At 45.0% G+C, this 24914-nt stretch carries 26 protein-coding genes; 14 read left to right on the top strand and 12 right to left on the bottom strand.

Annotated features, from left to right (window positions below):
* Positions 1–17 precede the first annotated feature (17 nt).
* The 6 genes from Q4549_RS19540 to hrpB form a co-directional block, all read right to left on the bottom strand.
* Positions 18–209, bottom strand: a complete 192-nt coding sequence (locus Q4549_RS19540; RefSeq protein WP_137673973.1) for a hypothetical protein — start codon at positions 207–209, stop codon at positions 18–20.
* A 624-nt stretch (positions 210–833) separates the two neighbouring features.
* On the bottom strand, positions 834–1487 hold the full coding sequence (locus Q4549_RS19535; RefSeq protein ID WP_303553977.1) for a dUTP diphosphatase: 654 nt from the start codon (positions 1485–1487) through the stop codon (positions 834–836).
* A 27-nt stretch (positions 1488–1514) separates the two neighbouring features.
* A complete protein-coding gene (mrcB, locus tag Q4549_RS19530) occupies positions 1515–3914 on the bottom strand; it encodes a penicillin-binding protein 1B (RefSeq protein ID WP_303553978.1) in 2400 nt (799 codons plus the stop codon).
* 202 nt (positions 3915–4116) lie between these two features.
* The gene (locus tag Q4549_RS19525) at positions 4117–5304 is read right to left on the bottom strand and encodes a patatin-like phospholipase family protein (RefSeq protein WP_303553979.1); all 1188 of its coding nucleotides are present in this window, start codon (positions 5302–5304) and stop codon (positions 4117–4119) included.
* Positions 5305–5431: 127 nt separating this feature from the next.
* Positions 5432–5938 carry a porin family protein gene (locus Q4549_RS19520; protein WP_137673970.1) on the bottom strand — a complete coding sequence of 169 codons (507 nt, stop codon included), beginning with the start codon at positions 5936–5938 and terminating at the stop codon, positions 5432–5434.
* A 269-nt stretch (positions 5939–6207) separates the two neighbouring features.
* Positions 6208–8682 carry an ATP-dependent helicase HrpB gene (hrpB, locus tag Q4549_RS19515; RefSeq protein ID WP_303553980.1) on the bottom strand — a complete coding sequence of 825 codons (2475 nt, stop codon included), beginning with the start codon at positions 8680–8682 and terminating at the stop codon, positions 6208–6210.
* A 166-nt stretch (positions 8683–8848) separates the two neighbouring features.
* Here hrpB and sfsA point away from each other — a divergent pair, with 166 nt between their 5' ends.
* The 11 genes from sfsA (at position 8849) to Q4549_RS19460 (ending at position 17982) form a co-directional block, all read left to right on the top strand.
* Entirely contained in the window at positions 8849–9550 is a 702-nt protein-coding gene (gene sfsA, locus Q4549_RS19510; RefSeq protein ID WP_303553981.1) for a DNA/RNA nuclease SfsA, read from the top strand.
* 320 nt (positions 9551–9870) lie between these two features.
* The gene (gene dksA, locus Q4549_RS19505; protein WP_137673967.1) at positions 9871–10314 is read left to right on the top strand and encodes an RNA polymerase-binding protein DksA; all 444 of its coding nucleotides are present in this window, start codon (positions 9871–9873) and stop codon (positions 10312–10314) included.
* Between the two features lie 70 nt (positions 10315–10384).
* Positions 10385–11260: a tRNA glutamyl-Q(34) synthetase GluQRS gene (gene gluQRS / locus Q4549_RS19500; protein WP_303553982.1), complete on the top strand. Its 876-nt coding sequence runs from the start codon at positions 10385–10387 to the stop codon at positions 11258–11260.
* A 163-nt stretch (positions 11261–11423) separates the two neighbouring features.
* Complete coding sequence (gene pcnB / locus Q4549_RS19495; protein ID WP_303554075.1) at positions 11424–12719, top strand: polynucleotide adenylyltransferase PcnB; 1296 nt, start codon at positions 11424–11426, stop codon at positions 12717–12719.
* A 2-nt stretch (positions 12720–12721) separates the two neighbouring features.
* Entirely contained in the window at positions 12722–13222 is a 501-nt protein-coding gene (gene folK, locus Q4549_RS19490) for a 2-amino-4-hydroxy-6-hydroxymethyldihydropteridine diphosphokinase (RefSeq protein WP_137673964.1), read from the top strand.
* A 55-nt stretch (positions 13223–13277) separates the two neighbouring features.
* Positions 13278–14072, top strand: a complete 795-nt coding sequence (gene panB, locus Q4549_RS19485) for a 3-methyl-2-oxobutanoate hydroxymethyltransferase (RefSeq protein WP_303511971.1) — start codon at positions 13278–13280, stop codon at positions 14070–14072.
* Positions 14072–14920 carry a pantoate--beta-alanine ligase gene (gene panC / locus Q4549_RS19480; protein WP_303553983.1) on the top strand — a complete coding sequence of 283 codons (849 nt, stop codon included), beginning with the start codon at positions 14072–14074 and terminating at the stop codon, positions 14918–14920. Before panB ends, panC begins: the two co-directional genes overlap by 1 nt.
* Positions 14921–14945: 25 nt before the next feature.
* Positions 14946–15326 (top strand): aspartate 1-decarboxylase, encoded by a 381-nt coding sequence (gene panD, locus Q4549_RS19475; RefSeq protein ID WP_137673961.1) that lies wholly within the window; start codon positions 14946–14948, stop codon positions 15324–15326.
* Positions 15327–15566: 240 nt separating this feature from the next.
* Positions 15567–15959 carry a hypothetical protein gene (locus tag Q4549_RS19470; RefSeq protein ID WP_303553984.1) on the top strand — a complete coding sequence of 131 codons (393 nt, stop codon included), beginning with the start codon at positions 15567–15569 and terminating at the stop codon, positions 15957–15959.
* 89 nt (positions 15960–16048) lie between these two features.
* Positions 16049–17140, top strand: coding sequence for a methyl-accepting chemotaxis protein (locus Q4549_RS19465; protein ID WP_303553985.1), 1092 nt, complete (start codon positions 16049–16051; stop codon positions 17138–17140).
* Between the two features lie 2 nt (positions 17141–17142).
* Positions 17143–17982 carry a nitrate- and nitrite sensing domain-containing protein gene (locus Q4549_RS19460; protein ID WP_303553986.1) on the top strand — a complete coding sequence of 280 codons (840 nt, stop codon included), beginning with the start codon at positions 17143–17145 and terminating at the stop codon, positions 17980–17982.
* Between the two features lie 8 nt (positions 17983–17990).
* Here the strand turns inward: Q4549_RS19460 and Q4549_RS19455 are convergent, their stop codons facing one another.
* Genes Q4549_RS19455 through hpt form a run of 4 tightly spaced genes read right to left on the bottom strand, consistent with a single transcriptional unit; the run spans position 17991 to position 20929 of the window.
* On the bottom strand, positions 17991–18653 hold the full coding sequence (locus tag Q4549_RS19455; protein ID WP_303553987.1) for a tRNA (guanosine(46)-N(7))-methyltransferase TrmB: 663 nt from the start codon (positions 18651–18653) through the stop codon (positions 17991–17993).
* A complete protein-coding gene (locus Q4549_RS19450; RefSeq protein ID WP_303553988.1) occupies positions 18653–19426 on the bottom strand; it encodes an ABC transporter permease in 774 nt (257 codons plus the stop codon). The genes Q4549_RS19455 and Q4549_RS19450 overlap by 1 nt, the downstream gene beginning before the upstream one ends.
* A complete protein-coding gene (locus Q4549_RS19445; protein ID WP_174235958.1) occupies positions 19423–20340 on the bottom strand; it encodes an ABC transporter ATP-binding protein in 918 nt (305 codons plus the stop codon). The genes Q4549_RS19450 and Q4549_RS19445 overlap by 4 nt, the downstream gene beginning before the upstream one ends.
* A gap of 58 nt (positions 20341–20398) precedes the next feature.
* Positions 20399–20929 carry a hypoxanthine phosphoribosyltransferase gene (hpt, locus tag Q4549_RS19440; protein ID WP_137673955.1) on the bottom strand — a complete coding sequence of 177 codons (531 nt, stop codon included), beginning with the start codon at positions 20927–20929 and terminating at the stop codon, positions 20399–20401.
* A gap of 288 nt (positions 20930–21217) precedes the next feature.
* Here hpt and Q4549_RS19435 point away from each other — a divergent pair, with 288 nt between their 5' ends.
* Positions 21218–21835: a TetR/AcrR family transcriptional regulator gene (locus tag Q4549_RS19435; RefSeq protein ID WP_137673954.1), complete on the top strand. Its 618-nt coding sequence runs from the start codon at positions 21218–21220 to the stop codon at positions 21833–21835.
* A 31-nt stretch (positions 21836–21866) separates the two neighbouring features.
* Here the strand turns inward: Q4549_RS19435 and mpl are convergent, their stop codons facing one another.
* Positions 21867–23216, bottom strand: a complete 1350-nt coding sequence (mpl, locus tag Q4549_RS19430; RefSeq protein WP_303553989.1) for a UDP-N-acetylmuramate:L-alanyl-gamma-D-glutamyl-meso-diaminopimelate ligase — start codon at positions 23214–23216, stop codon at positions 21867–21869.
* 68 nt (positions 23217–23284) lie between these two features.
* Positions 23285–23617 carry a hypothetical protein gene (locus Q4549_RS19425; protein WP_303553990.1) on the bottom strand — a complete coding sequence of 111 codons (333 nt, stop codon included), beginning with the start codon at positions 23615–23617 and terminating at the stop codon, positions 23285–23287.
* Positions 23618–23666: 49 nt separating this feature from the next.
* Here Q4549_RS19425 and Q4549_RS19420 point away from each other — a divergent pair, with 49 nt between their 5' ends.
* Together Q4549_RS19420 and Q4549_RS19415 are read left to right on the top strand one after the other, a co-directional pair.
* On the top strand, positions 23667–23906 hold the full coding sequence (locus tag Q4549_RS19420) for a hypothetical protein (protein WP_137673951.1): 240 nt from the start codon (positions 23667–23669) through the stop codon (positions 23904–23906).
* Between the two features lie 81 nt (positions 23907–23987).
* Positions 23988–24908: a hypothetical protein gene (locus Q4549_RS19415; protein ID WP_303553991.1), complete on the top strand. Its 921-nt coding sequence runs from the start codon at positions 23988–23990 to the stop codon at positions 24906–24908.
* The last annotated feature ends 6 nt before the right edge of the window (positions 24909–24914 follow it).

The following is a 24914-nucleotide window of genomic DNA, read 5'->3' as shown; positions in this document are numbered from 1 at the left end:
CCTAATACTTTATCTGCTTAACAAAACGGCGACTGTACTTCGCCACGAATTGCTTCGCGCTGACAGGTATGACGGTCGACTCCACTGGTTCCTATTTGCATGCTTCCTTGCGCCCCACTTAAAGGGCCAACCGCCGCCTGACTAGCAGCGCTAAACATTAAAAAAGATCCAAACACTACACTTAACACTGTTGAAATAACGGCTTTCATAATAATTCTCCTGGTAATGATCCAAGACTGCGCAGCCATGTTCAAGAAGACCCTGTGGTCTACTGGCTTATTTCACAAAAATGAGAAAAAAATGAGGAGAAAGTGACGCAAAGAGGAAAAATACTAGATTTATCTGAAACTTAACTTAGCTAAAAAAGTGTGATTTAGTTAACAATAAATTAGCAATAGGGGGGATTTTAAAGCGCTCATCGGAAATAAGCGCTTTATTAGAATAGTGGATGAAAACCAACTACTCGACTATTTAGCATTGTTACGGGTTTGCTTATCACTAGACTTACTTGGACAAAAACTCGCACCTGAAGCACCTCTAAAACTTGAAACAGCCATAATATTTACCTCTACTACTTGGATTATGAAAGCGTGATTACCTACTTAACCACACAAAGTATAAGGAGCAATAACAAGGCCAGCTTTTCTTAAAAACCAATTTAGAGTAAAAATTCCACAAGCAAGTAGCTGAAAAGCATACCAATAGAATAATTGACTAGCTTTGCTGGGAATTTCACAAATAATCTAAAACAAGCGCGAGGAGAGGTGGTTTAGCGTATTGCAAATGCTCACAAAAAAGGCGCATCAATGCGCCATTTTGCAACAAAGCCTACATTACTTAGATTGGCTGTAGCGTTGATGTAGCGCCTGATACAAATCATCTTGGAAGCTCAAGCTAGTAGCATCCAAATCCAGCATCAACTCCACTAGGTGTTCGTTATCTTCTCGACCGCCCCACACTTTTCGATAAGTGCCTTGCTTATAGCCGTTGTCTTGGCGGAAAAAGTTAAGCACATTTTTGCTCACATATTGCTGGTACAGATCCACCCAAGTCATTTGGCAATCCGCCAACAAGGCTGAGAACAGACCAATACTAGTACGTTTGGCTGCCGCTAAACCAATGAGTAACTCTAGTTTTTCTAACAAGTTAAGTTCAGAGAACTGCCAAGTATTACCATCAAACTCTAGCGATGTTTCGTCGATATGGGCAAAAACATGGGCCTGAGCGGGTGCATGCTCCCCATTTGCTTGTAGTAAAAGCTCTGACAATACAAAGTGCCAAATATCTACTAGCTCCATTTGTAACTGCTCTAAGTCGCAGTCTTGTTTTTTCCACCATTTCCAGCCGTGATGCTCAATGGCTTCCGCGCCTTCAATAACAACCGCACGTAAAAACGGTGAACGCGTAGCCAGCCAATCTGGATTCACTTTAGCGTTCATGTTGTCTTGCAGTTGCAGCATTATTTGCGCTTGGTTTGCTTGTAACATTACGAGTCCTTAATCGATTAATTCGGCTTAGTTAAATATACTTTGTAGCCAGGTTTTAGCCTTGGTCGCAGTGTGTTGTACACAGCCTTCGGCCAGTTCTGCTTGGCTACTTGGTGCTGGCAATAATTGGGTTTCACCACAGCCAGCCGAGGTAGGATGGCCATTACTTTTAGCAAAGTGAACCCAAGATAGTTGATCCGGTTGCATCGCTCTTAGCGATTGCGGGTAAGAGGTTTTTAAGTAGGCAGCATACACTGGCAGCGCAGCTGATGAACCGGTGACAGCAGCAGGTTTATTATCATCTCGGCCCACCCATACGGTGACAATTTCTCGCTGATCGATGCCCACATACCAACTGTCTCTTAAATCGTTAGTCGTGCCCGTTTTACCGGCTAAATCAACTTTAGGAATACGCCATTTCAGTGAGCGAGCAGTACCACTGCGCGTGACTTGGCTCATCCCGTATAAAGTGAGGAAATTACTCATTTCCGACCATCGGCGTTCAACATTGCTATCGGCGCGATACAATACATTGCCGTGGCCATCATTTACTTGATGCACCGCGTACAATGGGCGATATTCACCGTCGCCTCCTAGTGTTTGGTATAACTGCGCCATTTGAAAAGGCGACAAACTCAAACTGCCCAACAATAACGAAGGGTAAGCGCGAGTATTTTCCTGCAAGCCCGCTAATTTAAGCGTATCAACGACTGAATCAACCCCAACGTCGAGACCTAAACGAACCGTAGGCACGTTTAGCGACTCGGCTAGAGCACGCACTAACATTACTGGCTCACTAAAGGTTTTATCATAGTTGTTGGGCTGCCAATTGGTACCGTCATCCAAAGGAACAGAGAGCGGGCTATTATCCAGTAACTCGCCTAACTGATGGCCTTGCTCTAGGGCAGTAAGATACACAAACGGTTTAACCAGCGAACCAATTTGACGACGCGCGTCTAGCGCGCGGTTAAATCCATGATTATTTTTTTCGCGGCCGCCAATTAAGGCACGAATAGCTCCACTATGGCGCTCACTAATCACCATCGCCGTTTGTAGCTGCTTTTTATTGCCTTTGTCGAGTTGCTCTAATACCGACTGCGCGGCAGTTTGAGCGTGGCGCTGTGACAAAGGATCCAACGTGGTGAATACTTTCACCCCGTTGTGGCTGCTCCAGTCGTTAGCATATTGCTTTAATTCGCGGCGCACTAAAGAGACAAAGCCCGGCGTTTTTTGGTAACCCATGCTGCCGCGTTTGCTCAAGCCTAAAGGCTGTTTAACCGCCAGCTTGTAGCGCTCTGCCGATATCTCGCCTTCTTCAGCCAAGATACGTAATACAATGTCACGACGATTTAATGCCCGTTCTTCACGGCGCCACGGGTCGTAATAAGACGGCCCCTTGATAATTGCCACCAACAACGCCACTTGCTCAACCGATAAATCAGTGACGGGGCGTCCGAAATAAAAGTAACTGGCCAAGCCGATACCGTGTACCGCGTTGCTGCCATTTTGGCCCAGATACACTTCGTTAAAGTAACTCTCTAATATCTCATCTTTGCTGTAACGAAAATCAATCAGCAGAGCCATGTATGCCTCTTGCAGTTTTCGCCACAGAGTACGGTCACGGGTTAAAAAGAAGTTTTTTGCTAATTGCTGGGTAATGGTACTTCCCCCCTGCACCGTTCGCCCAGCCCGTAAATTAACCACTAAGGCTCGAGCAATTGCCATAGGAGAAACGCCGTCGTGCTGATAAAACTGACGATCTTCTGTGAGAATAAGTGCGAGCTTTAGCGATTCTGGAATCTCATTAAGCGGCACAAATAGTCGGTCTTCTTGCTCGGTTACATTTAAGCGTTCTAGCAATACAGGATCGAGTCGGGTTTGGGCGATCTCTTCTCCGCTATCGCGATGCTGAATTTTAGCTAAACGTGATGGGCTAAAGGTGAGCAACATCGGCAATTCTGGTTCGGCGCCATCGGCAAATTCAAACTGCCTGCGCACCACTTCAATTTTGGTTTCAGATACCGCATATTCACCACCACGTTTGGCCCGTTTTACTTTGCGGTAATTAAGTAAGGCTAATTCATCTTGTAGCTCTTTTCGGCTTAAGCGAAGCCCTGGATAGAGTTGAAGCTCCCGGCCATAAACCGCAGCAGGTAGCTGCCACTTGTCTCCGGCAAAACGCTGTTGAATTTGTCTATCTAATACAATTCCCCATGCCACTAAGCCCACAATACCAACTACGGCCAGTTTCCAGCCAATTCGCCATAAACGTTTACCGAGAGAGACTTTTTGGGTGGTTTTTTTAGCACTGCGTGGCTTGGTGGTTTTCTTTGCTGGAGATCGCTTGGCTTTACTGGCGGGCTTTTTAGCAGTCGTTTTTTTAGGGCTTGGCTTTTTAGCCGAAGAATTGGGCTGTTTTGGACTCATACTGCCTTACTGCTTAATTAAACGTTAGTTATTAGCCAGCCAAAATGTAGCGAGAAAGGGCCAGCGAAGAGAGCCATAAGGATACTCTCCCTTGCTACGTTTTATAAGCATAAATTAGTATTAGCCCTACTCGCCCCTCTAACAGTAAATAAAATGGGTAAATGCTATACGGTTTACTCGATAAACCCCGTTACAGACCAACTTAATTTGCCTGTAAGCTAGGCGGTAGGGTTTGCCAAAGGCCTTCATTCATGGTTTTTTGGTAAGCGTAGTCGTACACGGCGTTCATATATTCTTTAGTAAAAGCCTCATCTTTAATTAACTCAAAATCGTCATCAATATATGCCAATTTAAAGCGCATATTATGACGCTGAGAAAAGTGATAAATATGCTCTACATCTCCAATGCCTTGATTACGAATCATGGTTGATAACGAACGCAAGCTAATGTCGGTAAGATTGTTTTCTACCACCTGATAAAAAGGCTTTAACGCACCATTTCGAATCACATAAACATGTTGTGGTAGTCCATTAACATAGCCGCTATGGTAGGCCCATTGTGGTGCCAAAAATACTTGGCGAGAAACACCACCATCTACATGTAGTTCTTCAAAACGCTGATGGCCATCATCAATCACAATGCTTTTAGCGGGGAATGCACCGGGCACCGAACTGCTAGCAATAATAATGTTTTGAATCAGCTCCACGGCTTGATCGCTACCCTCTTGGGCAATTTTTCCTACATCCCACATCGATAACTTTTCATTATCAAGGTTCGTAGTACCAATAATCAGCAGCCGGCCCTCGCTGCGTTGTTTGGCTAATTGGCTAACAATATCAGCATCAATATAACTACGAACCTGCCGTTCAAACCCGTTAGTATCTAAAACCGCTTCTCCGCCCAACAAGCTCCAGTAGCTGTTCACTTCAAACAGGCTGCTTAAGCTCGTTTGGGTATAGTATTTTTTTAGTATATGGTCGTAGTCGCTGCCGAGGTAAGCGAATATAGATACAATCGCGCCAGTAGACACACCGGTCACTAAATCAAACTCAGGGCGGTTTCCTTTCGCTGTCCACGCATTCAATACACCAGCAGAAAATGCACCATTAATCCCACCCCCCGATAACGCTAGGTGATACACCTGATCTTGGTCTTGTGCTCTGCTTTTTTTTCGACTGCGTAAAATATGTTGGTACTCGGTCTCTAAATCATGGCCTGTGATTTCTTTACTTTCGCCATCCCAATAACGAATTCCTGAGGTTGCTAGAGGTGACATTAATTCTGAATGCTGAGAGGCATTTCTTGGCGGCGCGCTGCAAGCAACCAATAACAGCAAGCTAAACAACCACAGTGGTTTGAGGGTCACAAATTTACACAGCTGGCTAGCCATGAGGGCGTACTCCAATTCAATTGATATAAGAATAAATGGCAAAAAGAGGGGGAAACAGACATTGTAAAGACGACGTTGATTAAAACACTAGGCTGGCATCCGTGCTCAGCCAATAGTAGAAAACCGTTTAGAAGTGGTAATCAACTGACAGCATCACTTGCTGGGTATCATTTAAACTAAAGTTCGCTTCTTCGTAGTCTTGCTCTAAATAGCGATAGCTTAGTTCTGCACTCCAATTGCTGTTGATGTTGTAAATAGCACCTACTTGGCCGCCCCAAACAAACTCAGTAGAGCTTTGATCGTTAATTTCGCTATCAGCTGCACCCATTGAAGCACCAGCAAATAAACTAAACTGCTCGTTTAATGGGTACAAATAGTCGTAAGAAGCGAGGAAAGTATTTTGGCTAAGTTCATCCATATAGGCGTAGGTGCCCATTACTCGATGATTGTCATTAATAATAGCACCACCACGTAACTGATAGGTTGCGCCGTCGTCTTCGCCGTTATACATGCCCTTTACATTATCAGCCTGATAACCCACACCTGCGCCAGCGAACCAATCTAGATCAGCTGCGATAACGCCAGTAGACAGAGAAGAAACAATCAGTGCGCCTAATAAAGTCTTTTTATTCATAATGCTAGCTCTCACAATTTAAATTAAATCATGACAAGTCACTCGTTCGAAGGGAGTCACTCATCAGCATGTCACTCAATAACTAATTTGAGATAATGCGCCCAGTAACAAGGCCTAACTCGTTACTGCCCGAGCATGATATCCAGATAAATTGTTCGGATATACCATCCACAGCATCACATACTGTCACACTTATCATGACAGTATAAATGTTTGATATGAATTCAGGATAATCAAGATTGCACTATAAAATCCCGTTTAGAGGCGGGTTATGTTTTAGAGTAGTTAAGTTGTCGCTTAGTTTTATGGGTTGCTTGGGCACTCACCGGATCATCGGGCCAAGGGTGCTTGGGATAACGCCCTTTCATTTCTTTTTTTACCTCAACATAAGCGGATTGCCAAAAGCTGGCTAAATCTTGCGTCAGCTGCAGCGGTTTTCCACCCGGTGATAACAGCTCTAGAGTAATCGCAATTTTGTTTCCCAATTGCGGGGATTGCGGCTGACCAAACATCTCTTGCAGTTTAATTGCCACTACCGGAGCTTGACCTAACTGATAACGAATAGCCGCTCGATTACCCGATGGTGCCAAATAATGACTCGGTACCAACTGTTCAATCTGTTGTTGTTGCTGCCAATCTAAGCGAGATTTTAAAGCCCCTAACCAATCTATGCTTTTTAACTGCTGCCAACTGCGGCACGATTGTAAATGCATATTTAGCCATTGCTCAGCACTATCCACTAAGGCTTGGTCACTAAAGTCTAGGAGTATTAGATCGCCAAACCACTGCTCTGCGCAACGCACCTTTTCTAACCACGCTTGGGCCTTGTCGCCAAGGGGTAACCAACTAAAGCCTTTACGATTAATTTGCTCAAGCCAAGCTTGTATCACTAGCTCTGGTTCTAGCTGATTGGCGGGTTGAGAAGACAGCACTGAGCTGCCCAACCTTTGCTGTTGCTCGGCCACTACCCGCTTAGCAGACTCAGACCACAAACAATGCAGTTGTTGACTAAAACGCTCAGGCTGAAATTGGCGTAAACGCTCAATGTCTAGCTCGCAAGCTAAAGCCACACGACCTTGATTTAGCCCTTCTGGCCAATATAAATCGACCACCACCATGGCTGAATACTTCGCTAACGCTTGCTGATCTTGCTGCAACTCCAAACCAAATCCAGCACTGGCAGTGTAGCTGTTAGTCTGGCGTTTTAAGGCAATCCTATCGGGGAATGCTTGTGCGAGTAATAGTCCATCCCAGTAAGGCTCAACAGCTGCTTGTGAATTAAGCTTAAGTCGCTGACTTAAGCTTGTTAGCTGTTGTTTGTATTGCTGTTTAGCCGCACCTTGTAGCTGCAAAATGGCTTGATTTGGCTCCACACCATTTAGCGGGGCATTAATATCTAATAATGCAGCTAATTCACAGGCTCGCCATAACAAGCCTTTCTGAGAAAAATTGTTCTGCCATTGCTGAGCTTGATCTAACATCGCCACGCTGCGGGGCCCTAAACCACTACTCGCTAAACCTTCTGCTCTAGCGGTTAAGCGGCCATCTTCTAGCAGCGCGAGTTGACTTAACAGCTGCTCGGCTTGCGCTAAGTGCGCTGTTGGCGGCTGATCTAGCCACTGCAATTCATTGGCGCTAGCGCCCCATTGCTGTAATTCAACCACTAAACGGCTTAACTCACTGCGACAAATTTCCGGGCTATTAGCAAACGGTCGATGGTTAAGTTGCTCTTCACTAAATAAGCGATAACAGTGGCCCGCTTGCAGTCGGCCAGCACGACCAGCGCGTTGAATTGCCGAGGCCTTGCAAATCATTTTGGTTTGTAATCGAGTGGTACCACTGGTGGCATGGTAGCTGGCTTGGCGTTCTAGGCCGCTATCTACCACACAACTAATGCCGTCAATGGTCAAACTGGTTTCAGCAATATTGGTGGCTAATACCACTTTACGTTTACCTGCCGCCGGAGGCTGAATCGCCGCTTGTTGCTCAGTCAAACTTAACTTGCCATACAGGCTATGTAGCTCTACTTCAGCATTGGGCTGGGCACCAAGCTGTTGGGCAACCTGACGGATTTCGGCATTACCGGGCAAAAATACCAATACATTTCCGGTTTGTTCGGCCAGTGCTTGTTGGGTGACCTTAGCAACGCGCTCACTCCATTGCCAATCTCGGTCTATTGGATGATAACTATAAGAAATCGGAAAACTGCGCCCCTCGCTTTCAAGTAATAAAGCCTCTGGCAATAGTTGCTGCAGAGCATCACTTTCCAAAGTTGCAGACATTAGCATCAATTTAAGTTCAGGGTTAAACGCCTGCTGTACTTCTAAACTAAGTGCTAAGCCTAAATCTGCATGAATGCTACGCTCGTGAAATTCATCAAAGATAATTAACGCAACACCCGCCAACTCGGGGTCGGCTTGAATTAAGCGAGTGAGAACCCCTTCTGTAACCACCAACAACTGAGTATTAGCCGATTGCCGATTCTCACCACGCATTTGATAACCGACACGCTCACCCACTTTCTCCCCTAACTGGCTCGCAAGGTACTGAGCAATGTTTCGAGCCGCTAGTCGCCGTGGCTCCAACATGATGATTTTTCCATCAAGCTTGGCTTGTTTAAGTAACATCAATGGCAGTGCAGTAGATTTACCCGCCCCTGGAGGCGCACAAACAATAAAGTGTTGTTGAGCCGCTAAGTGCTCGAGTAATGCGGGGAATATTTGTGCTACTGGTAGCGCGCTCAAAGCTGCTCCTCAAACCTAAAATCGTAAAACCCGTTTAGTGTACCCAATCAAGCACCATGACCCAAGTTCACCTTTTGTAATCCGCTAGCGCTAAAATAGCTAGGCTACTCGCTGGTATTCAATCAGTGTTAGCATGGGCTCACTATTTGTAAGATTACTCAAACCAATGTCATTTGAATCTCCGCTAAAGCCAGCCACATTAATCAAACGTTATAAGCGCTTTTTAGCCGATGTTACCTTGGCTGATGGTAGCGAAACCACCATATATTGCGCTAACACAGGCGCGATGACAGGCTGTGCAGAGCCTGGCAATACCGTTTGGTATAGCCAATCCAGCAACCCAAAACGTAAGTACTCACTTAGTTGGGAGCTAAGCCAAACTAAAACGGGCGATATGATTTGCGTAAATACCGCTAAAGCCAATGAGTGGGTAGAACAGGCCATTAGCCAGCAGGTAATTACTGAGTTACAGGGTTATCAAAGCATACGCCGCGAAGTGAAATATGGCAGCGAAAATAGTCGTATCGACTTTTTGTTAGAAGACCCACAGCGTGAAAACTGCTACATAGAAGTAAAATCTTGCACCTTATTGCAAGACGGCAAAGGCTATTTTCCCGACGCCGTCAGCACCCGTGGCCAAAAACACTTACGTGAATTGATGGAAATGAAACAGCACGGGCATCGTGCAGTGTTGTTGTTTGCAGTGTTGCACAGCGGCATCAATTCAGTACAAGCCGCTGCGCATATCGACCCTAAATATGCCGAACTTCTGCAACAGGCAAAACAACAGGGTGTAGAAGTATTAGCCTATAAAGCCGAACTAAGCCCACAAGCTTGCCAACTTCGCTCAGCCATTCCTAGTGGCTAGGCCTCTGCGCAAAGAGTGGCTTTGTATATTATAATTTAGGGAGTGTTAGCAGAGCCTAGACAAATTAAAACAGAAATAAACAGCGAGCCCCTGAAACAGTAAGTGACATATTTGTGACAATAGCACTTAGCGATTTACTACTTTAGAGGAGTGATTAAAAAACAAGCAAACAGTCTTCAATATGTGGCGTAGCTTAGGTGGAATTGGCAAATTCATGGCAATTCATTTGCGGAGCGTTAGCCTTTCTGATATAGATACCCGCCTAATTTACATCCTCGACTGTTTAACGAAAAAAGTCGTACGGAATTTGGGAGAGAAGTATGCCAGACGGCAAAAAGAAAACACTAGGTGTGCTCTCTATCGCAGGGGTTGAACCATATCAAGCTCAGCCTGGCGAAGAGTACATGAACGATGCTCAGATTGACCACTTCCGCACTATTCTTGAAGCGTGGCGTAACCAACTTCGTGAAGAAGTTGATCGCACTGTAACGCACATGAAAGACGAAGCGGCTAATTTCCCTGATCCAGTAGATCGCGCGGCCCAAGAGGAAGAATTCAGCCTTGAACTTCGTACTCGTGACCGCGAACGCAAGCTGATCAAAAAAATCGAAAAGACTTTGCTCAAAATTGAAGAAGACTTTGGTTTTTGTGATGCCTGTGGAGTGGAAATCGGTATTCGCCGTTTAGAAGCAAGGCCAACGGCCGATTTGTGTATCGATTGCAAAACCTTAGCAGAGATCAAAGAGAAACAATTGGTCGGCTAGTTTTGTTAAAACTTGGGCAGATTTGCTATCACTGCATTTCTGCCAAGTTTTATATTGTAAGACTTTAACTATGAGCGCTAAGCCCTACGTAGGCCGTTTTGCCCCCTCCCCTTCAGGCCCCTTACATTTAGGTTCTTTAGTTGCTGCTGTTGGCAGCTATCTGCAGGCGCGTAGCCAGCAAGGCCAGTGGTTAGTTCGAATTGAAGATATTGATCCCCCGCGTGAACAAGCAGGCGCAAGTAAGGTAATCCTCAAACAATTGGAGCAATTTGGCTTACATTGGGATAGTTCGGTACTTTACCAAAGCCAACGTTTAACCGCCTATCAACAACAAATTGACCAATGGTTATACCAACAAGCTGCGTATTATTGCCAATGTACTCGCAAGCAAATTAAAGCAGCGGGCGGTTATTATCTCGGCACCTGTCGTGACTTAACCTTACATGGCGATAACTGCGCGACACGTTTATCCGCAAGTCGGCCAATATACAGCTTTAATGATCAACTGGCTGGAGAGGTTATTATTCCAAAAGCCCTAGCTGAAGAAGATTTCATTATTAAGCGCCGAGATGGTTTATATGCCTACAACTTAGCGGTGAGCTTAGACGACGCCGAGCAAGGGATTACCGAAGTAGTACGCGGCGCTGATATTATTCTTACCACAGGCAGGCAACTGGCTATTTTTGAATTATTAGCCAAAGCTGCACCCAATTATTTGCACCTGCCGTTAGTGCTAGATGAACATGGAAATAAGCTCAGTAAGCAAAACCATGCACCGTCTATTTCCGGTAAACAAAATCAGCAATTGCTGCTGCAAGCCTTACGTTATTTAGGTCAAGCAAGCGAAGCAGGCTGGCTTGAACTAAGCTGTGAACAAATATTAAACAAAGCCTTAGCTAACTGGCAGCTTTCAGCGATACCAAAAATCTCGCTACACAGCCAGTGAATTGGTTGTATTTCTTTGTAAAAAAGCTATATTAGCGCCTTATTTTTCACCATGTAGATAATGCGCGCTCAAGGGGGCACCCATTTTACGCAAACTCGCCAAAGTATATAAGCGGATCATAAATCCAAACAGTGCCGAGCCAGCTAAGCTGGAGCAGCAAGTGATCCCCCGTGCTGAACACAATATCTCTCGCCAAGACATTAGCGAGAACGCGCTTAAAGTGTTGTATCGTCTACATAAATCTGGCTACAACGCTTACTTGGTTGGCGGCGGAGTACGAGATTTATTACTTGGCAAACAGCCAAAAGACTTTGATATAGCAACCAATGCTACCCCTGAGCAAATTAAGGCGCTATTTCGCAATTGTCGTTTAGTGGGCCGTCGCTTCCGTTTGGCGCATATACTATTTGGTCGCGAAATCATCGAAGTAGCCACCTTCCGAGGCCACCACGACAGTGAAGCCGCCAATACTGAATCGAAGCGCAGTGAAGAAGGTATGTTGCTGCGTGATAACGTATACGGCAGTATTGATGAAGACGCTGAACGTCGCGACTTCACTGTAAATGCCTTGTACTACAACATTGCCGATTTCTCGGTGGTAGATTTTGCTGGCGGTATTAGCGATATTGCAGACCGTCGTTTGCAACTGATTGGCGACCCAGAAACCCGGTATCGCGAAGACCCTGTGCGGATGCTCCGAGCGGTACGTTTTGCGGTAAAACTTGATTTTGATATAGCCAAAGAAAGTCGTGATCCAATTGCCCAATACGGCCATTTGTTAAAAGACATTCCAGCTGCGCGCTTGTTTGAAGAATGCTTAAAACTATTTTTAAGCGGTGAAGGTAAATCTACCTTTAAAATGCTGGCTGATACGCAATTGCTGTATCCATTATTCCCGCTGTTAAAGCCCTTGTTACAGCCATGGGATGAAGACTCACCAGAACTGCGTTTTATGTTGATGGCTTTAGCCAGCACAGATAAACGAGTCCGTGGCGACCAAAAAGTAACACCAGCATTTGTGTTCGCCGCCCTATTGTGGCCGCTATTAGAAATTAAGAAAGACGAGTTATTGATTGAGCTTTCGCTTGGCGAGCATGACGCCTCAGCCATGGCAATGACTTGGTTGCTGGATCAGCAATGTAAAAGCGTGGCCATTCCAAAGCGCTTTACCACCGGTGTCCGCGAGATTTGGCAATTGCAATCACGCCTAAATCGCCGCTTTGGTAAGCGTGCTTTCCAAACCTTTGGCCATCCGCGCTTTAGGGCTGCGTTCGACTTTTTAGAGTTACGAGCCAAAGCCACTCAAGATAACAACTTGGTAGAGCTAGCGAGTTGGTGGCAACAATGGCAACGCAGTAACGAGCAAGGCCGTAACACCATGGTACGTGAGCTTAATAAAGCGTCTGGCCGCAGTAAGAGTCGCCGTCGCCCACGTAAGCCGAAGAAGACCGAAGGCTAATAATGGCCCGTTGTTTCCTTGCCCTAGGCAGCAATTTAGTTGATCCGCTCAAGCAAGCAATAGCTGCCAGGCAAACCTTGGCAGCTAGCCAACAACTCACCCTCGTTAAAAGTTCTTCTTTGTATCAGAGCCGCCCAATGGGCCCGCAAGATCAACCTGACTACTTAAATGCAGTATTTGAGTTAGACACTGAGCTCGCGCCTCTAGAATTACTCAACCTCACTCAAAAAATTGAACTAGAGCAAGGCCGGCAACGCAAAGATGAACGCTGGGGCCCACGCACTCTCGACCTCGATATATTGCTCTACGGCAATCAAATCATCGATACTCCACGACTAACCGTCCCTCACTATGGAATGAAGCAGCGAGAGTTTGTATTATTACCGCTCGCCGAAATTGCCGCCGATTTGCACTTACCAGACCAAAGTTTGGTACAACAATTAGCAGCATCTATTGATAGCAACGGCTTACAGATTTTTAAACGCCCTGCTGACTGGGCTTAAATACTATATTCACTAATTAATTTGCCTTGTTGTTAAAGGCAAACGGTAACTAACTATGAGCAGAATTACAGTTTCTCACTTACAAAAGTTTAAGCAAAATAACGAGAAATTTTCCTGTATCACCGCTTACGACGCTAGCTTTGCTTCGTTGTTTGACGAGCTAGGCATGCACTTGCTACTCATTGGCGATTCCTTAGGCATGGTATTGCAAGGCCATAAAGATACCCTAGCCGTAAGCGTAGATGACATTGCTTACCATACTCGTTGTGTAGCCCGTGGCACTGAAAAAACCATGATTGTTGCCGACATGCCATTTATGTCGTATGCCACGCCAGAACAAACCTACCAAAACGCAGCCAAACTCATGCAGGCTGGCGCGCAAATGGTAAAAGTTGAAGGCGGCGAATGGCTAAGTCCAACCATTAAAGGCTTGGTTGAGCGTGGAGTGCCAGTGTGTGGTCACTTAGGTTTAACTCCACAATCGGTGCACTTGTTTGGCGGCTACAAAGTTCAGGGCCGCGGCGAACAGCAAGCACAAGAAATGCTAGAACATGCTAAACAATTAGAAGCGGCTGGCATTCAACTGTTAGTGCTTGAATGTATTCCTACTGAGCTAGCAAAACTGATTACTGAAGCCCTCACTATTCCGGTAATTGGCATAGGTGCTGGTAATGTGACTGATGGCCAGATCCTAGTGATGCACGATGCCTTTGGCATTAGCAAAGGGCATATACCTAAGTTTTCGAAGAACTTTTTAACCGACACTGGCGACATTCGTGGCGCTATCAGCTTGTATCTAGAGCAAGTAGCTTCGGGAGAATTCCCTGGCGAGGCGCAGAGCTTCAGCTAATGATAACAAGCGTAAATCTGCCGAAGCAATTACGTTCGGCGCTACAAGGTGCTCGCCAGCAAAACCAGCGTATTGGTTTTGTGCCCACCATGGGTAACCTGCACGCAGGGCATATAGCCTTGGTGAAAGAAGCACAGCGCCATTGCGACGTGGTGGTGGTATCTATCTTTGTCAATCCATTGCAGTTTAATAACAGCAGTGATTTAGACAGCTACCCTCGCACCCTAGAAGAAGATTTAGCCGCGCTAAATAAAGCAGGAGCAGACTTAGCCTTTATTCCTAACGCAGAAGTACTATACCCCAATGGTTTAGCGCTTGAGACTAAAGTCAATGTACCAGGTATTTCTACAATGCTGGAAGGTGCACTGCGTCCTGGCCACTTTGAAGGCGTTTCCACGGTAGTCTGTAAACTATTTAATCTGGTTCAGCCTAACGTGGCGGTATTTGGTGAGAAAGACTTTCAGCAGCTCGCTTTAATTCGAAAAATGACGGCTGATTTATTGCTGCCAATTGAGATTATTGGCCTTGCGACAGTACGAGAGCCAGACGGCCTAGCCATGAGTTCGCGAAATACGCGTTTAAGCTCCCAGCAGCGCCTGCAAGCGCCGCAGTTAGCCCAGCAAATGCAACTCATTGCTCGGCAACTAAATCACAACAATGCCCCCCAATTACAAGCTCAAGCTATTCAACAGCTAGAGCTACAAGGCTTTCGCTGTGACGGCATCGATATCGTTGATGCCAACACACTTGAGCCCATTACTTCACAATCAACCACTGCAGTTGTTCTTATGGCCGCTTTCCTTGGGGAAGTGAGACTAATAGACAACTGTGTGGTTGAATTAAGCTAATTTGTCGATCAATAGAGAGAACGTCATGCAAACTACCATGCTAAAAGGCAAACTACACCAAGCGCGCGTTACCCACGCAGAACTAAACTATGAAGGTTCATGCGCTATCGACCAAGATGTGTTGGATCAAGCTGGTATCCTCGAATACGAAAAAATTGATATCTACAACATTGAGAACGGTGAGCGCTTTTCTACTTACGCTATTTCTGGCGAGCGCGGTTCTAAGATTATTTCGGTAAACGGTGCTGCTGCTCGTCGCGCAGCAGTAGGCGATCGCGTCATTATATGTGCTTATGTAAGCATGAGTAACGAAGACGCTAAAAACCACAAACCTTCTTTAGTGTATTTAAACGAAAATAACGACATCGTTCGCACCAGCAAAGACATTCCTGTACAACTAGCCTAAGCACTATGGCTGTGCACAGTGACAAAAGGCGCACCATTGCAGTGCGCCTTTTTGATTAAATGTTCAATAAGCATTAACAAATCCTGCCTTGATAACATCTAATTAGCACTTACAAAACAACCCGCCAACATCGCTCCCCTATGTAGCGCATAATTTTACCAATTCAGAAAAAACCTAGCTCTTGGTTTGCTTTTTGCTTTATTCAAAGCGAATTTACGCTTACTTGCACCGGGAGCAATAGTGCTAAGTATTTACCTAATATTGATGGTGTTGTTTGCTTTAGCCATGGTGCCGATCCCCAGCCTAATCAAAAGCCATAAACGCGCCGATAAACAGCAACAGATTGAACATAGCCAACTTCTACAATCGCTCTCTCATATCACTCGGCGACATTGGCGATTGCACGCCCAAAAGCTATGCGACCCGCTCTATTCGCCCGCTGAATTAGATAGTACCAAAGAACAAATTGATGAAATTATGGTGCTGCTTCAAGCCCGCATAAACTATCGGCATTGCCAACACTTAGAGAATATTATTGCTCATTGGCAAGCACTCTCGCACTGTGAGCAGTTAGCCATGTTGCGACATCATCACCAACAAATATTGCAGCTAAGCCAGCAAGTCACTGAATAGGCTTTTAGACAAAAAACTCAAAAAGGAATGGTCTTTGCTTTGTGGTAACTAAGATTTACAAAATACGCTGATATGTATGAGGAGTTTTGATGCATAAAGCCACCACCACATTTAATAGTTTCTTGTTAGCTTACTTACTACTCACCATAGTGAGTGTTGTGAACCTGCAACACCAACCAAGCTTATTAGCCTTAACCTTAACTTGTTTATGTGTATGCTTAGCCATTTCTAGCTTATTCATTCTAAAACTGCTAATTAGCCAAATTCAGCATCCAGACCAAGAACAGAGCAAAGGTTTGGCTAGCTACTTTTTCCAAGATTCACGCCATCAACAAATGGAGCTACTCAGGCAGCAGCAACGCCGCGTAATAGAACAGCAAGATGCCTTAGACGAAATTAACCACTGTTCGGCGGAGCTATCTTTGCAAGCCCAATCAGTAGCAAGTGGCGCAATACAGCAAGCCGACGCTAGCCAAGCCTCTGCCAGTGCCGTAGTAGAAATGAGCGAGAGCATTAAAGATGTGGCCGAACAGGTGAAGCAAGTAGCTCAAGCCAGTTACGAAGCCAAAAGTTTTTCTGAACTAGGCCAAGAGGCCGCATTAGCGGCTCAGCAAGGCACCGAAAAAATGGTAGCTAAAGGTGAAGTCAGCCTCGATAAAGTGACCCAATTACATCAAAAGTCACACACGGTAAGTAGTATTTCAAAAACCATTGAAGAAATAGCCGAGCAAACCAACTTGCTGGCTCTCAATGCTTCAATTGAAGCGGCGCGAGCGGGCGAGCACGGACGTGGGTTTGCGATTGTGGCTAACGAAGTAAGAAACCTAGCCAACCGAAGCCATCAATCGGCCAACGAAATTAGCCAGAGCATGCAAGATGTGCAAGGCAACATTAACGAAGTATTAGAGCATATCACCCAGCTCACCACCCAAGCTCAGGACATTCAACATACCGTGGACAATTCACGTCAACAGCTCAAACGCATTTATAACAAAAACCAAGAGCTACAAGCACAAACTGAAATCATAGCTAGCAATAGCGAGCAACAACATGCAGCCACTATTGAGTTATCGGCTCATATTAGCCAAGTCGCCGACTCTGCTCGCAATAACACAGCCAGTGCAGAGCAAAGTGCCAGCATTGCCAAACACCTTAGTGTGTTAAGTCAGCAAGGAGCTTAAGTATGAACACTAGCGCCATTATTGCCACCAGCATACTGAGCTTATTGAGTCTTGCAGCCATTGTGTCTTGGCTTTTAGCCAAACGCCGAACGCAACAACAATACGCCGGTCTTGCGGCCCTTAAACAACTAAAAAACCTAGTGGTGGCGATTCAGAAACATCGCGGGTTAAGCTGCGCCTTTCTTAATGGAGACCAGCAACAGATCCATGCCTTAGAGCAACAACAACGGGAAGTAGGCAAAAGCCAACAACTGCTCGCCGACAACAGTTTTGTCGCTAGCCAATCTCGTTGGGACAGTTTTCTGCAGCATTGGCCGCGTTTACAACAAAGCTGGAAAGAGAACAATTTAGAAAACAACATTGCCCAACACAGCTTAATGATTAAGAACTTGCTGTTTTTATCACAAGATTTGGCGGGGTTTTATTGCTTAACCACGCTAAGCAAACAACACAAAAACATTGATTTTTTGTGGCACGAATTGCTAGAAACAGCGGAATCGATTGGCCAAGTAAGAGCTCTAGGCACCGGCTTAGCTGCCGCCAAGAAAAGCAGTAGCGTGGAGCGAATTCGCTTAGCCTTTTTGCATAACAAAATTTCGCAAATAGACGCGCAGTCGCTAAATCACTTTGCCAATAGCTTTGTGCCAGACGATCCTGCCTATCAACCGCTGCTTGAGCATTTACTTACCACCATAGATGAAGAGCTGATTAAAAAGCCTAATCCGTCTATTTCTGTGAATGAGTATTTTCAGCAGGCCAGTAAGGTTCTAGACGGGCTTTACCAACTGTTTGATGCCGGTATCGCCCATTTAGAAGCTCAGCAACACGCTAAGCATGAGTAAAATTTAGCTTAAGATAAGTGGCTTTGCAGCTGCCAAAGCTGTTGGCCACTATTTTGATATTTACGCTCAAATGCCGTAATCGGCTTATCGCTCTGATAAGAATTGAGCTCGCTGTTGTAACCCGCCATTGTTAAGGCAATTTGGAACTCTTCTAAGTAGGTCGCCCAATTGCTACGTAACTCCAGCTTTCCGCCCAGCTTAAGCATATAAGGGAATACTGCACTACCGTGCCAACGGCGCTGCAAGTGGCGCGATTTAGGCCAAGGGTTAGGGTATAAAACATAGTGATGGCTTGGCAGCCAGCCAGCTTCTAGTGCTAGCCGCCAAAAATCATTCAAGTCCACCTGCAATAGCAAATAGTTTTGCCCTGCTTGGTCAAAATGCGCCTGATGTTTAGTGAGCCGGTGAGCAGACTTGTCCATCCCTATCACCAAGGCTTCTGGGTGCAACTCAGCCAAAGCAGCGGTACTTACACCGGTGCCACAGCAAGAATCAAACACCAAAGGGCGACCTGCTGCTTCGACTTGCTTCTCCAATTGATGAAAAGCATCTAGGGTATGTTGCTGATAAGGCTTTTGAAAAGGCTCATCAAGATGACGTTGTACCACCTTGCGTAAGTTTTCGTGAATGCCCTGCTGATTAGAGCTAACGCTTCGAGAGTTACCTTCCATTAGGCACGTAACCCGTAACCACGTTTAATCAAGATAAACGCCCACGTGTATAGAATAATGATAGAGCCAATAATCATGCTAAATGATAACCATAGCGATACGTCACTAATCCCTAAAAAGCCAAAACGGAACGCATTTACCATGTATACAATGGGGTTGATTTGCGACACGCTCTGCCAAAAATCAGGTAACAAACTGATGGAATAGAATACACCACCTAGGTAAGTCAATGGGGTCAATATAAAGGTGGGGATAATGCTAATGTCATCAAAAGTATTGGCGTAGATGGCGTTGATTAAACCACCTAAAGAAAACAATACCGAGGTTAGTAGCACGGTGAGCCCAATGGCCGCAATGCTATGCAACTGCAGTGGCACAAAAAACAGCGACACTAGGGTAACAATAAAGCCCACGATCAAACCACGTGTTACACCGCCGCCCACAAAACCCAAGATAATAATATAGTTAGGTACTGGAGCAACTAGCAGCTCTTCGATATTGCGTTGGAATTTGCAGCTAAAGAAAGACGAGGCAACGTTAGAGTATGAATTGGTAATCACCGACATCATAATCAAGCCAGGTACAATAAACTCCATGTAGCTATAGCCACCCATTTGACCAATACGAGAGCCAATCAGGTTACCAAAGATCACAAAGTACAAGCTCATGGTAATCGCCGGTGGCACTAAGGTTTGCACCCAAATGCGGCCAAAGCGAATAATCTCTTTAGTTAAAATGCTTTTTAAAGCGGTGCCATATAATGCGAGTTTCATGCTTGTCTCCCTTGCGCCACTAGGGTCACAAACAGCTCTTCCAAACGGTTAGCCTTATTGCGCATACTCTGCACCACTACTCCATTCTCATCTAATAAACGAAACACCGAGTTAAGCCCTTGGCTCTTTTCAACATCCACTTCTAAAGTATGTTTGTCTATTAAACGAGTAGTGAAACCGTTTAAAGCAATGGCTTGGTGGTCGCCTTGAATATCGAAAATAAAGGTTTCAACATTTAGCTTAGAAAGCAGTTGTTTCATTGAGGTATTTTCTACCAGCTCACCTTTATCGATGATACCGATGTTACGGCACAACATCTCCGCCTCTTCAAGGTAGTGAGTAGTTAGAATAATGGTAATCCCTTGCTTGTTTAGCTGTTTCAAGAAATCCCACATAGAACGGCGCAACTCAATATCTACGCCTGCGGTAGGCTCATCTAAAATAAGTAGCTGAGGTTCATGCATTAATGCTCGCGCAATCATTAAACGGCGTTTCATGCCACCCGACAACTCACGAGCTCGAGCATTGCGCTTTTCCCACAAATCTAGCTGCGATAAGTACTTCTCAGCGCGTTCCATCGCCAACGGTCGTGGCACACCGTAGTAACCTGCTTGATTCACCACAATTTGCAGCACTGTTTCAAACTGGTTGAAGTTAAATTCTTGAGGCACTAAACCCACATAAGATTTGGCGGCTTCTAGGTCGGTATCAATATCGTGACCAAAAATCGTCACGCTACCTTCGGATTTATTTACCAAAGAGGTAATCACCCCAATCGAGGTTGATTTACCCGCACCATTTGGCCCAAGCAGTGCAAAAAAGTCACCCTGCTCTACCACTAAATCAAAGCCTTTTACCGCTTGCACACCACCGGGGTAGGTTTTCTTCAAACCTTGAATTGCTAACGCCTGCATAATCACTACTTAATTAAGGATAAAAAAATGGGCCCTTAGGGCCCGATGATAACTCGCCTTAGTCTAGCGGTATCACTTTGCCCACATAGGGTAGATTGCGGTAGTACTGGTCAAAATCAAGCCCATAACCAATAACAAATTCATCGGGGATACTGAAGCCAGCCCAATCAACCGGAACTTCTACTTCACGGCGAGAAGGTTTGTCTAGCAAGGTGCAAATAGCCACACTGTTTGGCTCACGCAACGACAACATTTCACGTACTTTGCTCAAGGTATTACCGGTATCGATAATGTCTTCAACAATAATTACATCACAATCTTTAATATCATCATCTAAATCTTTAAGTACCCGCACATCACGAGTACTTACCATGCTGCTACCGTAACTAGATACAGTCATAAAATCTAAGATTAGACTACGGTCAATTTTGCGCGAAAGATCCGAAAGAAAAATGCACGAGCCGCGTAACAACCCCACCAGCACTAATTTTCGATCAGAGGTATAAGTAGCAGTAATTTCTTTGCCAATCTCTGCCACTCGCTGAGCAATTTCTTGCTCGCTGATCATTTCTTCTACGCGATGTTTCATAATTTGAACCTATTCATTAGCTGTTTATGTCAGCAAAAACCTGTTTAGCACGGATGTAAAAAAATAAAAAACATAGGAATTATCAATAAAATAACAAACAAGTCATTAGTTACTTATGTCAATAACTATTATTTAGCTTGTAAATACACTATTATTTAATTGAAAGGCATTCAATCGTTCATGGTTCTTTTACACTGAACGGCACATTTTAGATGATTTTCATCAAAAATGGTAAGCAAGAAATGCCTATTAAAATAATAAATGAAATAACAAACGCGAGAACAAACTATGCAAACTAGCACATTAAGACGCCGTACCCGGTTGTCGCCGGAAGTTCGCCGTAAGCAGCTCATGCAATGCGCTGTTGAAATCTTTGCCCGTCGTGGTATTGGTCGTGCAGGTCACGCCGAAATCGCTGAACTAGCAAACGTATCGGTAGCGACCGTTTTCAACTACTTCAATACCCGTGAAGACCTAGTAGACGCTGTCCTTTCTGAAGTAGAACAGACAATGTTAAACTTGGTTGAGCAAACCTACCCAACTGATGAGAACGCAATTACTGCGGTTCAGCACCACTTATCAGCCTTGGTTGAGTTAGCCTACAGCAACTCAGATGTTATTCACATTTGGTTAGAGTGGAGCTCTTCAGTTCGTGAAGACGTATGGCCACGTTTTAGCGCGGTAATGGCTAAAATTAACCAACAAATTGGTGAAAGCATTCAAGCTGGCTTTGACAGCAAAGAAATCAGTAGCGCGCTAAATGCTCTACAAGCTGCTCAAGCGATTAATGCAGGATTGTACCTTGCAGTACAAATGATTAATCGCCCAGACAGCCCAGAGCGTCAAGAAGTGGTAGATTTCTTGAACGACTTTGTATTGTCATTATTACGCCCGCCGGGCAAATAAGCACAGCTAAAGGGGCCTAAGGGCCCTTTTTTTATTGGCTTAGTACCTGCACTAACTTAGCGTGTATCCCTTCAAAACCACCATTACTCATCACTAATATTTGATCGCCACTCACTAACAAGTTTTTAATCTCAGCGACAATTTGCTCAACAGAGCTGCATACTTTTGCTTGCTTAAGCTGCGCCGCTGTATCTGCAATGTATTGATTATGCTCATCAGGTTGATACAAAAAGACTAGATCGGCTTCTTGCAAACTCATCGCGAGCTTTTCTTGATGTATTCCCATCTTCATCGTGTTTGAACGCGCTTCTAATACCGCAATAATACGCTGTTTAGATACCTGAGCCCGTAAACCCTCTAAGGTACTGGCGATTGCACTAGGATGATGAGCAAAATCATCAAACAAGCGTATTCCATTCACCTCCGCTAACAACTCCAAACGACGCTTTGGCGGAAGAAATTTCTGCAAGCTCTCAATCGCTAAGCTTGGCAATACCCCTACATGTCTAGCGGCAGCAATTGCCATTAGTGCGTTTTCAGCATTATGCTGTCCAATTAACTCCCACTCTAATTGGCCCTGATGTTCACCATTTAAAACTATCGATATTTCACTGCAATCGCCTTTAATAGCTTGCCATTGCCACGCTTCACCTTCTCCGCTTTGTTCCAATTCAGACCAGCAACCTTGGCGTAATACCTGCTGAATAGCTTGATTTTTTTTTGGTGAAATCACTCTTCCGGTTGACGGGACAATACGCAATAAGTGATGGAATTGTTTCTGGATAGCAGCAAGATCGTCGAAGATGTCAGCATGATCAAACTCGAGATTATTTAAAACTAGAGTTCTTGGTTGGTAATGAACAAACTTAGACCGCTTATCGAAGAAAGCACTGTCGTACTCATCGGCTTCCACCACAAAAAAAGGAGTATCACCTAAACGGGCCGAGCCCTTAAAATTGCGCGGAACCCCACCAATTAAATAACCAGGCGACATCCCATTATCTTCTAGTATCCAGGCTAGCATACTGGCAGTAGTGGTTTTTCCATGGGTTCCGGCCACCGCGAGCACCCAGCGCTGCGGCAAGATATATTGCTTAAGCCATTCAGGACCAGAGCAATACTTAAGGCCTTTATCTAACACATATTCAACACAAGGATTACCGCGACTCATGGCATTACCTACCACCACTAAGTCAGGTGCGGGATCCAGCTGAGAAGGGTCATAACCTTGAATGAGTTCGATACCAAGCGACTCCAGCTGAGTGCTCATTGGAGGATAAACGTTTAAATCACTGCCAGTCACTCGCATGCCTGACTCGCGCGCCAACATGGCTAGACCGCCCATGAAAGTGCCACAAATACCTAGAATATGAATATGCATAAAATACAGTGTGTTCGAGACTAAAAACCTGGGTCTAGGATAGCATTTAATGTAGCCAATTTTGCCAGCTATTGCGCATTTTCAGCACTTGATTGAGGAGACGGTACTTCAATGTATAGTTGCTGTTGCTGATAACGGTAAGGTCGATACCAATTTAACCCGCACTGATAATCACCATTAGCGCTGAATACGCAGCCTACAGGCAGTTCACGTAGCCATTGCAATTGAGCCTCTGTTCGCAATTGCTCTTGCCAAAGATGCTGCTCAAGCAGTTCTTTTTTTAACTCAAAGGCGTCTACTTTGTTAGGGTCAGAGCTTTTTTGCACAATAATAGGGCCTGCACTAGCACCAAAGCTGGCGAAAAATAGGTTGATAAGCAGGTAAATCAGTCGACGTTTCATAAGTTTTTCATCTACAATCTTAATCCTTTTAAATTTTAGGTGATTGCTCATGATTAAGCACGTTGTTATCGCATTTTTTACCCTTCTATTAATGGCTTGTAGCCAAGCGTCAGAGCCTCTGCTCAAAGCTGATGGGGTATGTGAAGAGCCGCGCCCTGAGATTTGTACCATGCAATATGATCCAGTGTGTGGCGAAGTGAATGGTGAATTGAAAGAGTACGGCAATGCCTGTTCAGCCTGCGGCGATCCTGAGCTAATGTCTTATCAAGAAGGCACCTGCCCAGAGTAACATTCTATTAACAATAATTAGCAATATCGCCAATCAGTGCTATTTACTTAAGGTATAGCTAAATGGTACTGAGAGGCGTTTATGATTCGTTCTGCAGGCTTATTCGTAATATGTTTAAGCAATTTACTATATAGCAATCAATCTCTTAGTATCACAACACCCGGCGAGATTAACGATAATACTTTTTATGGAGAATGGCAGTGGGCTGATACTCATGGCGACTCTCAGCAGCTGCAACTGCAATTTTCAGAAGAATTGGTTAACCAGTCTGAAGTGGAAACCTTTCGCATCAGCTACAGTTTAACTTACCCCTCACAAGCGATTAGCGCCTACTTAAGCCCTCGCTTGGAGCATGCGGTATCGATGATTAACCAATACGTCGATGACCCTGAAACACGCCTAGATGACATTTTAGAAGCGCTACGCAGTGATAATGGCAGTCCTTCATCTAAAATGCTTTGGGACGCATATGAGCAATACACTCAAGACGCTTTTCGCCATTTAAGTCTACTTCCTTGTTTACATCCTCAAGGCGCGCAATACCCCTGCGTACGCCCTAACTACTCACAGCTTTTTTATCAAAATAGATCGCGAGTCAATCCGCTAATCGAGCATTTTCAGCAACAACAAGATCTCAATCGTTCCTTGGCTGAAGTGCAAGCTTGGTTACTCACTATTCCAACCAAACAAGAAAACAACTACAGCTTCACTTCTCCGGTGGACGTACTTAAAGATAATCGCGCAGACAGTGACGAACGCGCGTTATTGTTAGCTCTAGTTCTTAGCGAGTTAGCCCCCAATCACCCTATATATATGGTCTACCCCGCTGATAGCGTAGGTAGCGCCTCTCCGGCTTGGCTGACGATTGATGCCAGTAGTGGTATTGAAGGACCAACAATAATGATTGATGAACATCCCCACACGCTAGTTTCAGGCTCTTCAGAACTCATAAAAGAGATGTTGCTCGCAGATGTGCAATTGATAAGCGATGCACTCTATTAACCAATG

The sequence above is a fragment of the Agarivorans sp. 2_MG-2023 genome, from assembly GCF_030548085.1.
Classification (GTDB): domain Bacteria; phylum Pseudomonadota; class Gammaproteobacteria; order Enterobacterales; family Celerinatantimonadaceae; genus Agarivorans.
This window is presented reverse-complemented; position numbering and strand designations above follow the sequence as displayed.

What these genes read in the sequence shown, in the direction of transcription:
- Q4549_RS19540 (WP_137673973.1), bottom strand. Translation starts at nt 209, where the DNA reads ATGAAAGCCGTTATTTCAACAGTGTTAAGTGTAGTGTTTGGATCTTTT.
- Q4549_RS19535 (WP_303553977.1), bottom strand. Translation starts at nt 1,487, where the DNA reads ATGTTACAAGCAAACCAAGCGCAAATAATGCTGCAACTGCAAGACAAC.
- mrcB (WP_303553978.1), bottom strand. Translation starts at nt 3,914, where the DNA reads ATGAGTCCAAAACAGCCCAATTCTTCGGCTAAAAAGCCAAGCCCTAAA.
- Q4549_RS19525 (WP_303553979.1), bottom strand. Translation starts at nt 5,304, where the DNA reads ATGGCTAGCCAGCTGTGTAAATTTGTGACCCTCAAACCACTGTGGTTG.
- Q4549_RS19520 (WP_137673970.1), bottom strand. Translation starts at nt 5,938, where the DNA reads ATGAATAAAAAGACTTTATTAGGCGCACTGATTGTTTCTTCTCTGTCT.
- sfsA (WP_303553981.1), top strand. Translation starts at nt 8,849, where the DNA reads ATGTCATTTGAATCTCCGCTAAAGCCAGCCACATTAATCAAACGTTAT.
- dksA (WP_137673967.1), top strand. Translation starts at nt 9,871, where the DNA reads ATGCCAGACGGCAAAAAGAAAACACTAGGTGTGCTCTCTATCGCAGGG.
- gluQRS (WP_303553982.1), top strand. Translation starts at nt 10,385, where the DNA reads ATGAGCGCTAAGCCCTACGTAGGCCGTTTTGCCCCCTCCCCTTCAGGC.
- folK (WP_137673964.1), top strand. Translation starts at nt 12,722, where the DNA reads ATGGCCCGTTGTTTCCTTGCCCTAGGCAGCAATTTAGTTGATCCGCTC.
- panB (WP_303511971.1), top strand. Translation starts at nt 13,278, where the DNA reads ATGAGCAGAATTACAGTTTCTCACTTACAAAAGTTTAAGCAAAATAAC.
- panC (WP_303553983.1), top strand. Translation starts at nt 14,072, where the DNA reads ATGATAACAAGCGTAAATCTGCCGAAGCAATTACGTTCGGCGCTACAA.
- panD (WP_137673961.1), top strand. Translation starts at nt 14,946, where the DNA reads ATGCAAACTACCATGCTAAAAGGCAAACTACACCAAGCGCGCGTTACC.
- Q4549_RS19465 (WP_303553985.1), top strand. Translation starts at nt 16,049, where the DNA reads ATGCATAAAGCCACCACCACATTTAATAGTTTCTTGTTAGCTTACTTA.
- Q4549_RS19460 (WP_303553986.1), top strand. Translation starts at nt 17,143, where the DNA reads ATGAACACTAGCGCCATTATTGCCACCAGCATACTGAGCTTATTGAGT.
- Q4549_RS19455 (WP_303553987.1), bottom strand. Translation starts at nt 18,653, where the DNA reads ATGGAAGGTAACTCTCGAAGCGTTAGCTCTAATCAGCAGGGCATTCAC.
- Q4549_RS19450 (WP_303553988.1), bottom strand. Translation starts at nt 19,426, where the DNA reads ATGAAACTCGCATTATATGGCACCGCTTTAAAAAGCATTTTAACTAAA.
- Q4549_RS19445 (WP_174235958.1), bottom strand. Translation starts at nt 20,340, where the DNA reads ATGCAGGCGTTAGCAATTCAAGGTTTGAAGAAAACCTACCCCGGTGGT.
- hpt (WP_137673955.1), bottom strand. Translation starts at nt 20,929, where the DNA reads ATGAAACATCGCGTAGAAGAAATGATCAGCGAGCAAGAAATTGCTCAG.
- Q4549_RS19435 (WP_137673954.1), top strand. Translation starts at nt 21,218, where the DNA reads ATGCAAACTAGCACATTAAGACGCCGTACCCGGTTGTCGCCGGAAGTT.
- mpl (WP_303553989.1), bottom strand. Translation starts at nt 23,216, where the DNA reads ATGCATATTCATATTCTAGGTATTTGTGGCACTTTCATGGGCGGTCTA.
- Q4549_RS19425 (WP_303553990.1), bottom strand. Translation starts at nt 23,617, where the DNA reads ATGAAACGTCGACTGATTTACCTGCTTATCAACCTATTTTTCGCCAGC.
- Q4549_RS19420 (WP_137673951.1), top strand. Translation starts at nt 23,667, where the DNA reads ATGATTAAGCACGTTGTTATCGCATTTTTTACCCTTCTATTAATGGCT.
- Q4549_RS19415 (WP_303553991.1), top strand. Translation starts at nt 23,988, where the DNA reads ATGATTCGTTCTGCAGGCTTATTCGTAATATGTTTAAGCAATTTACTA.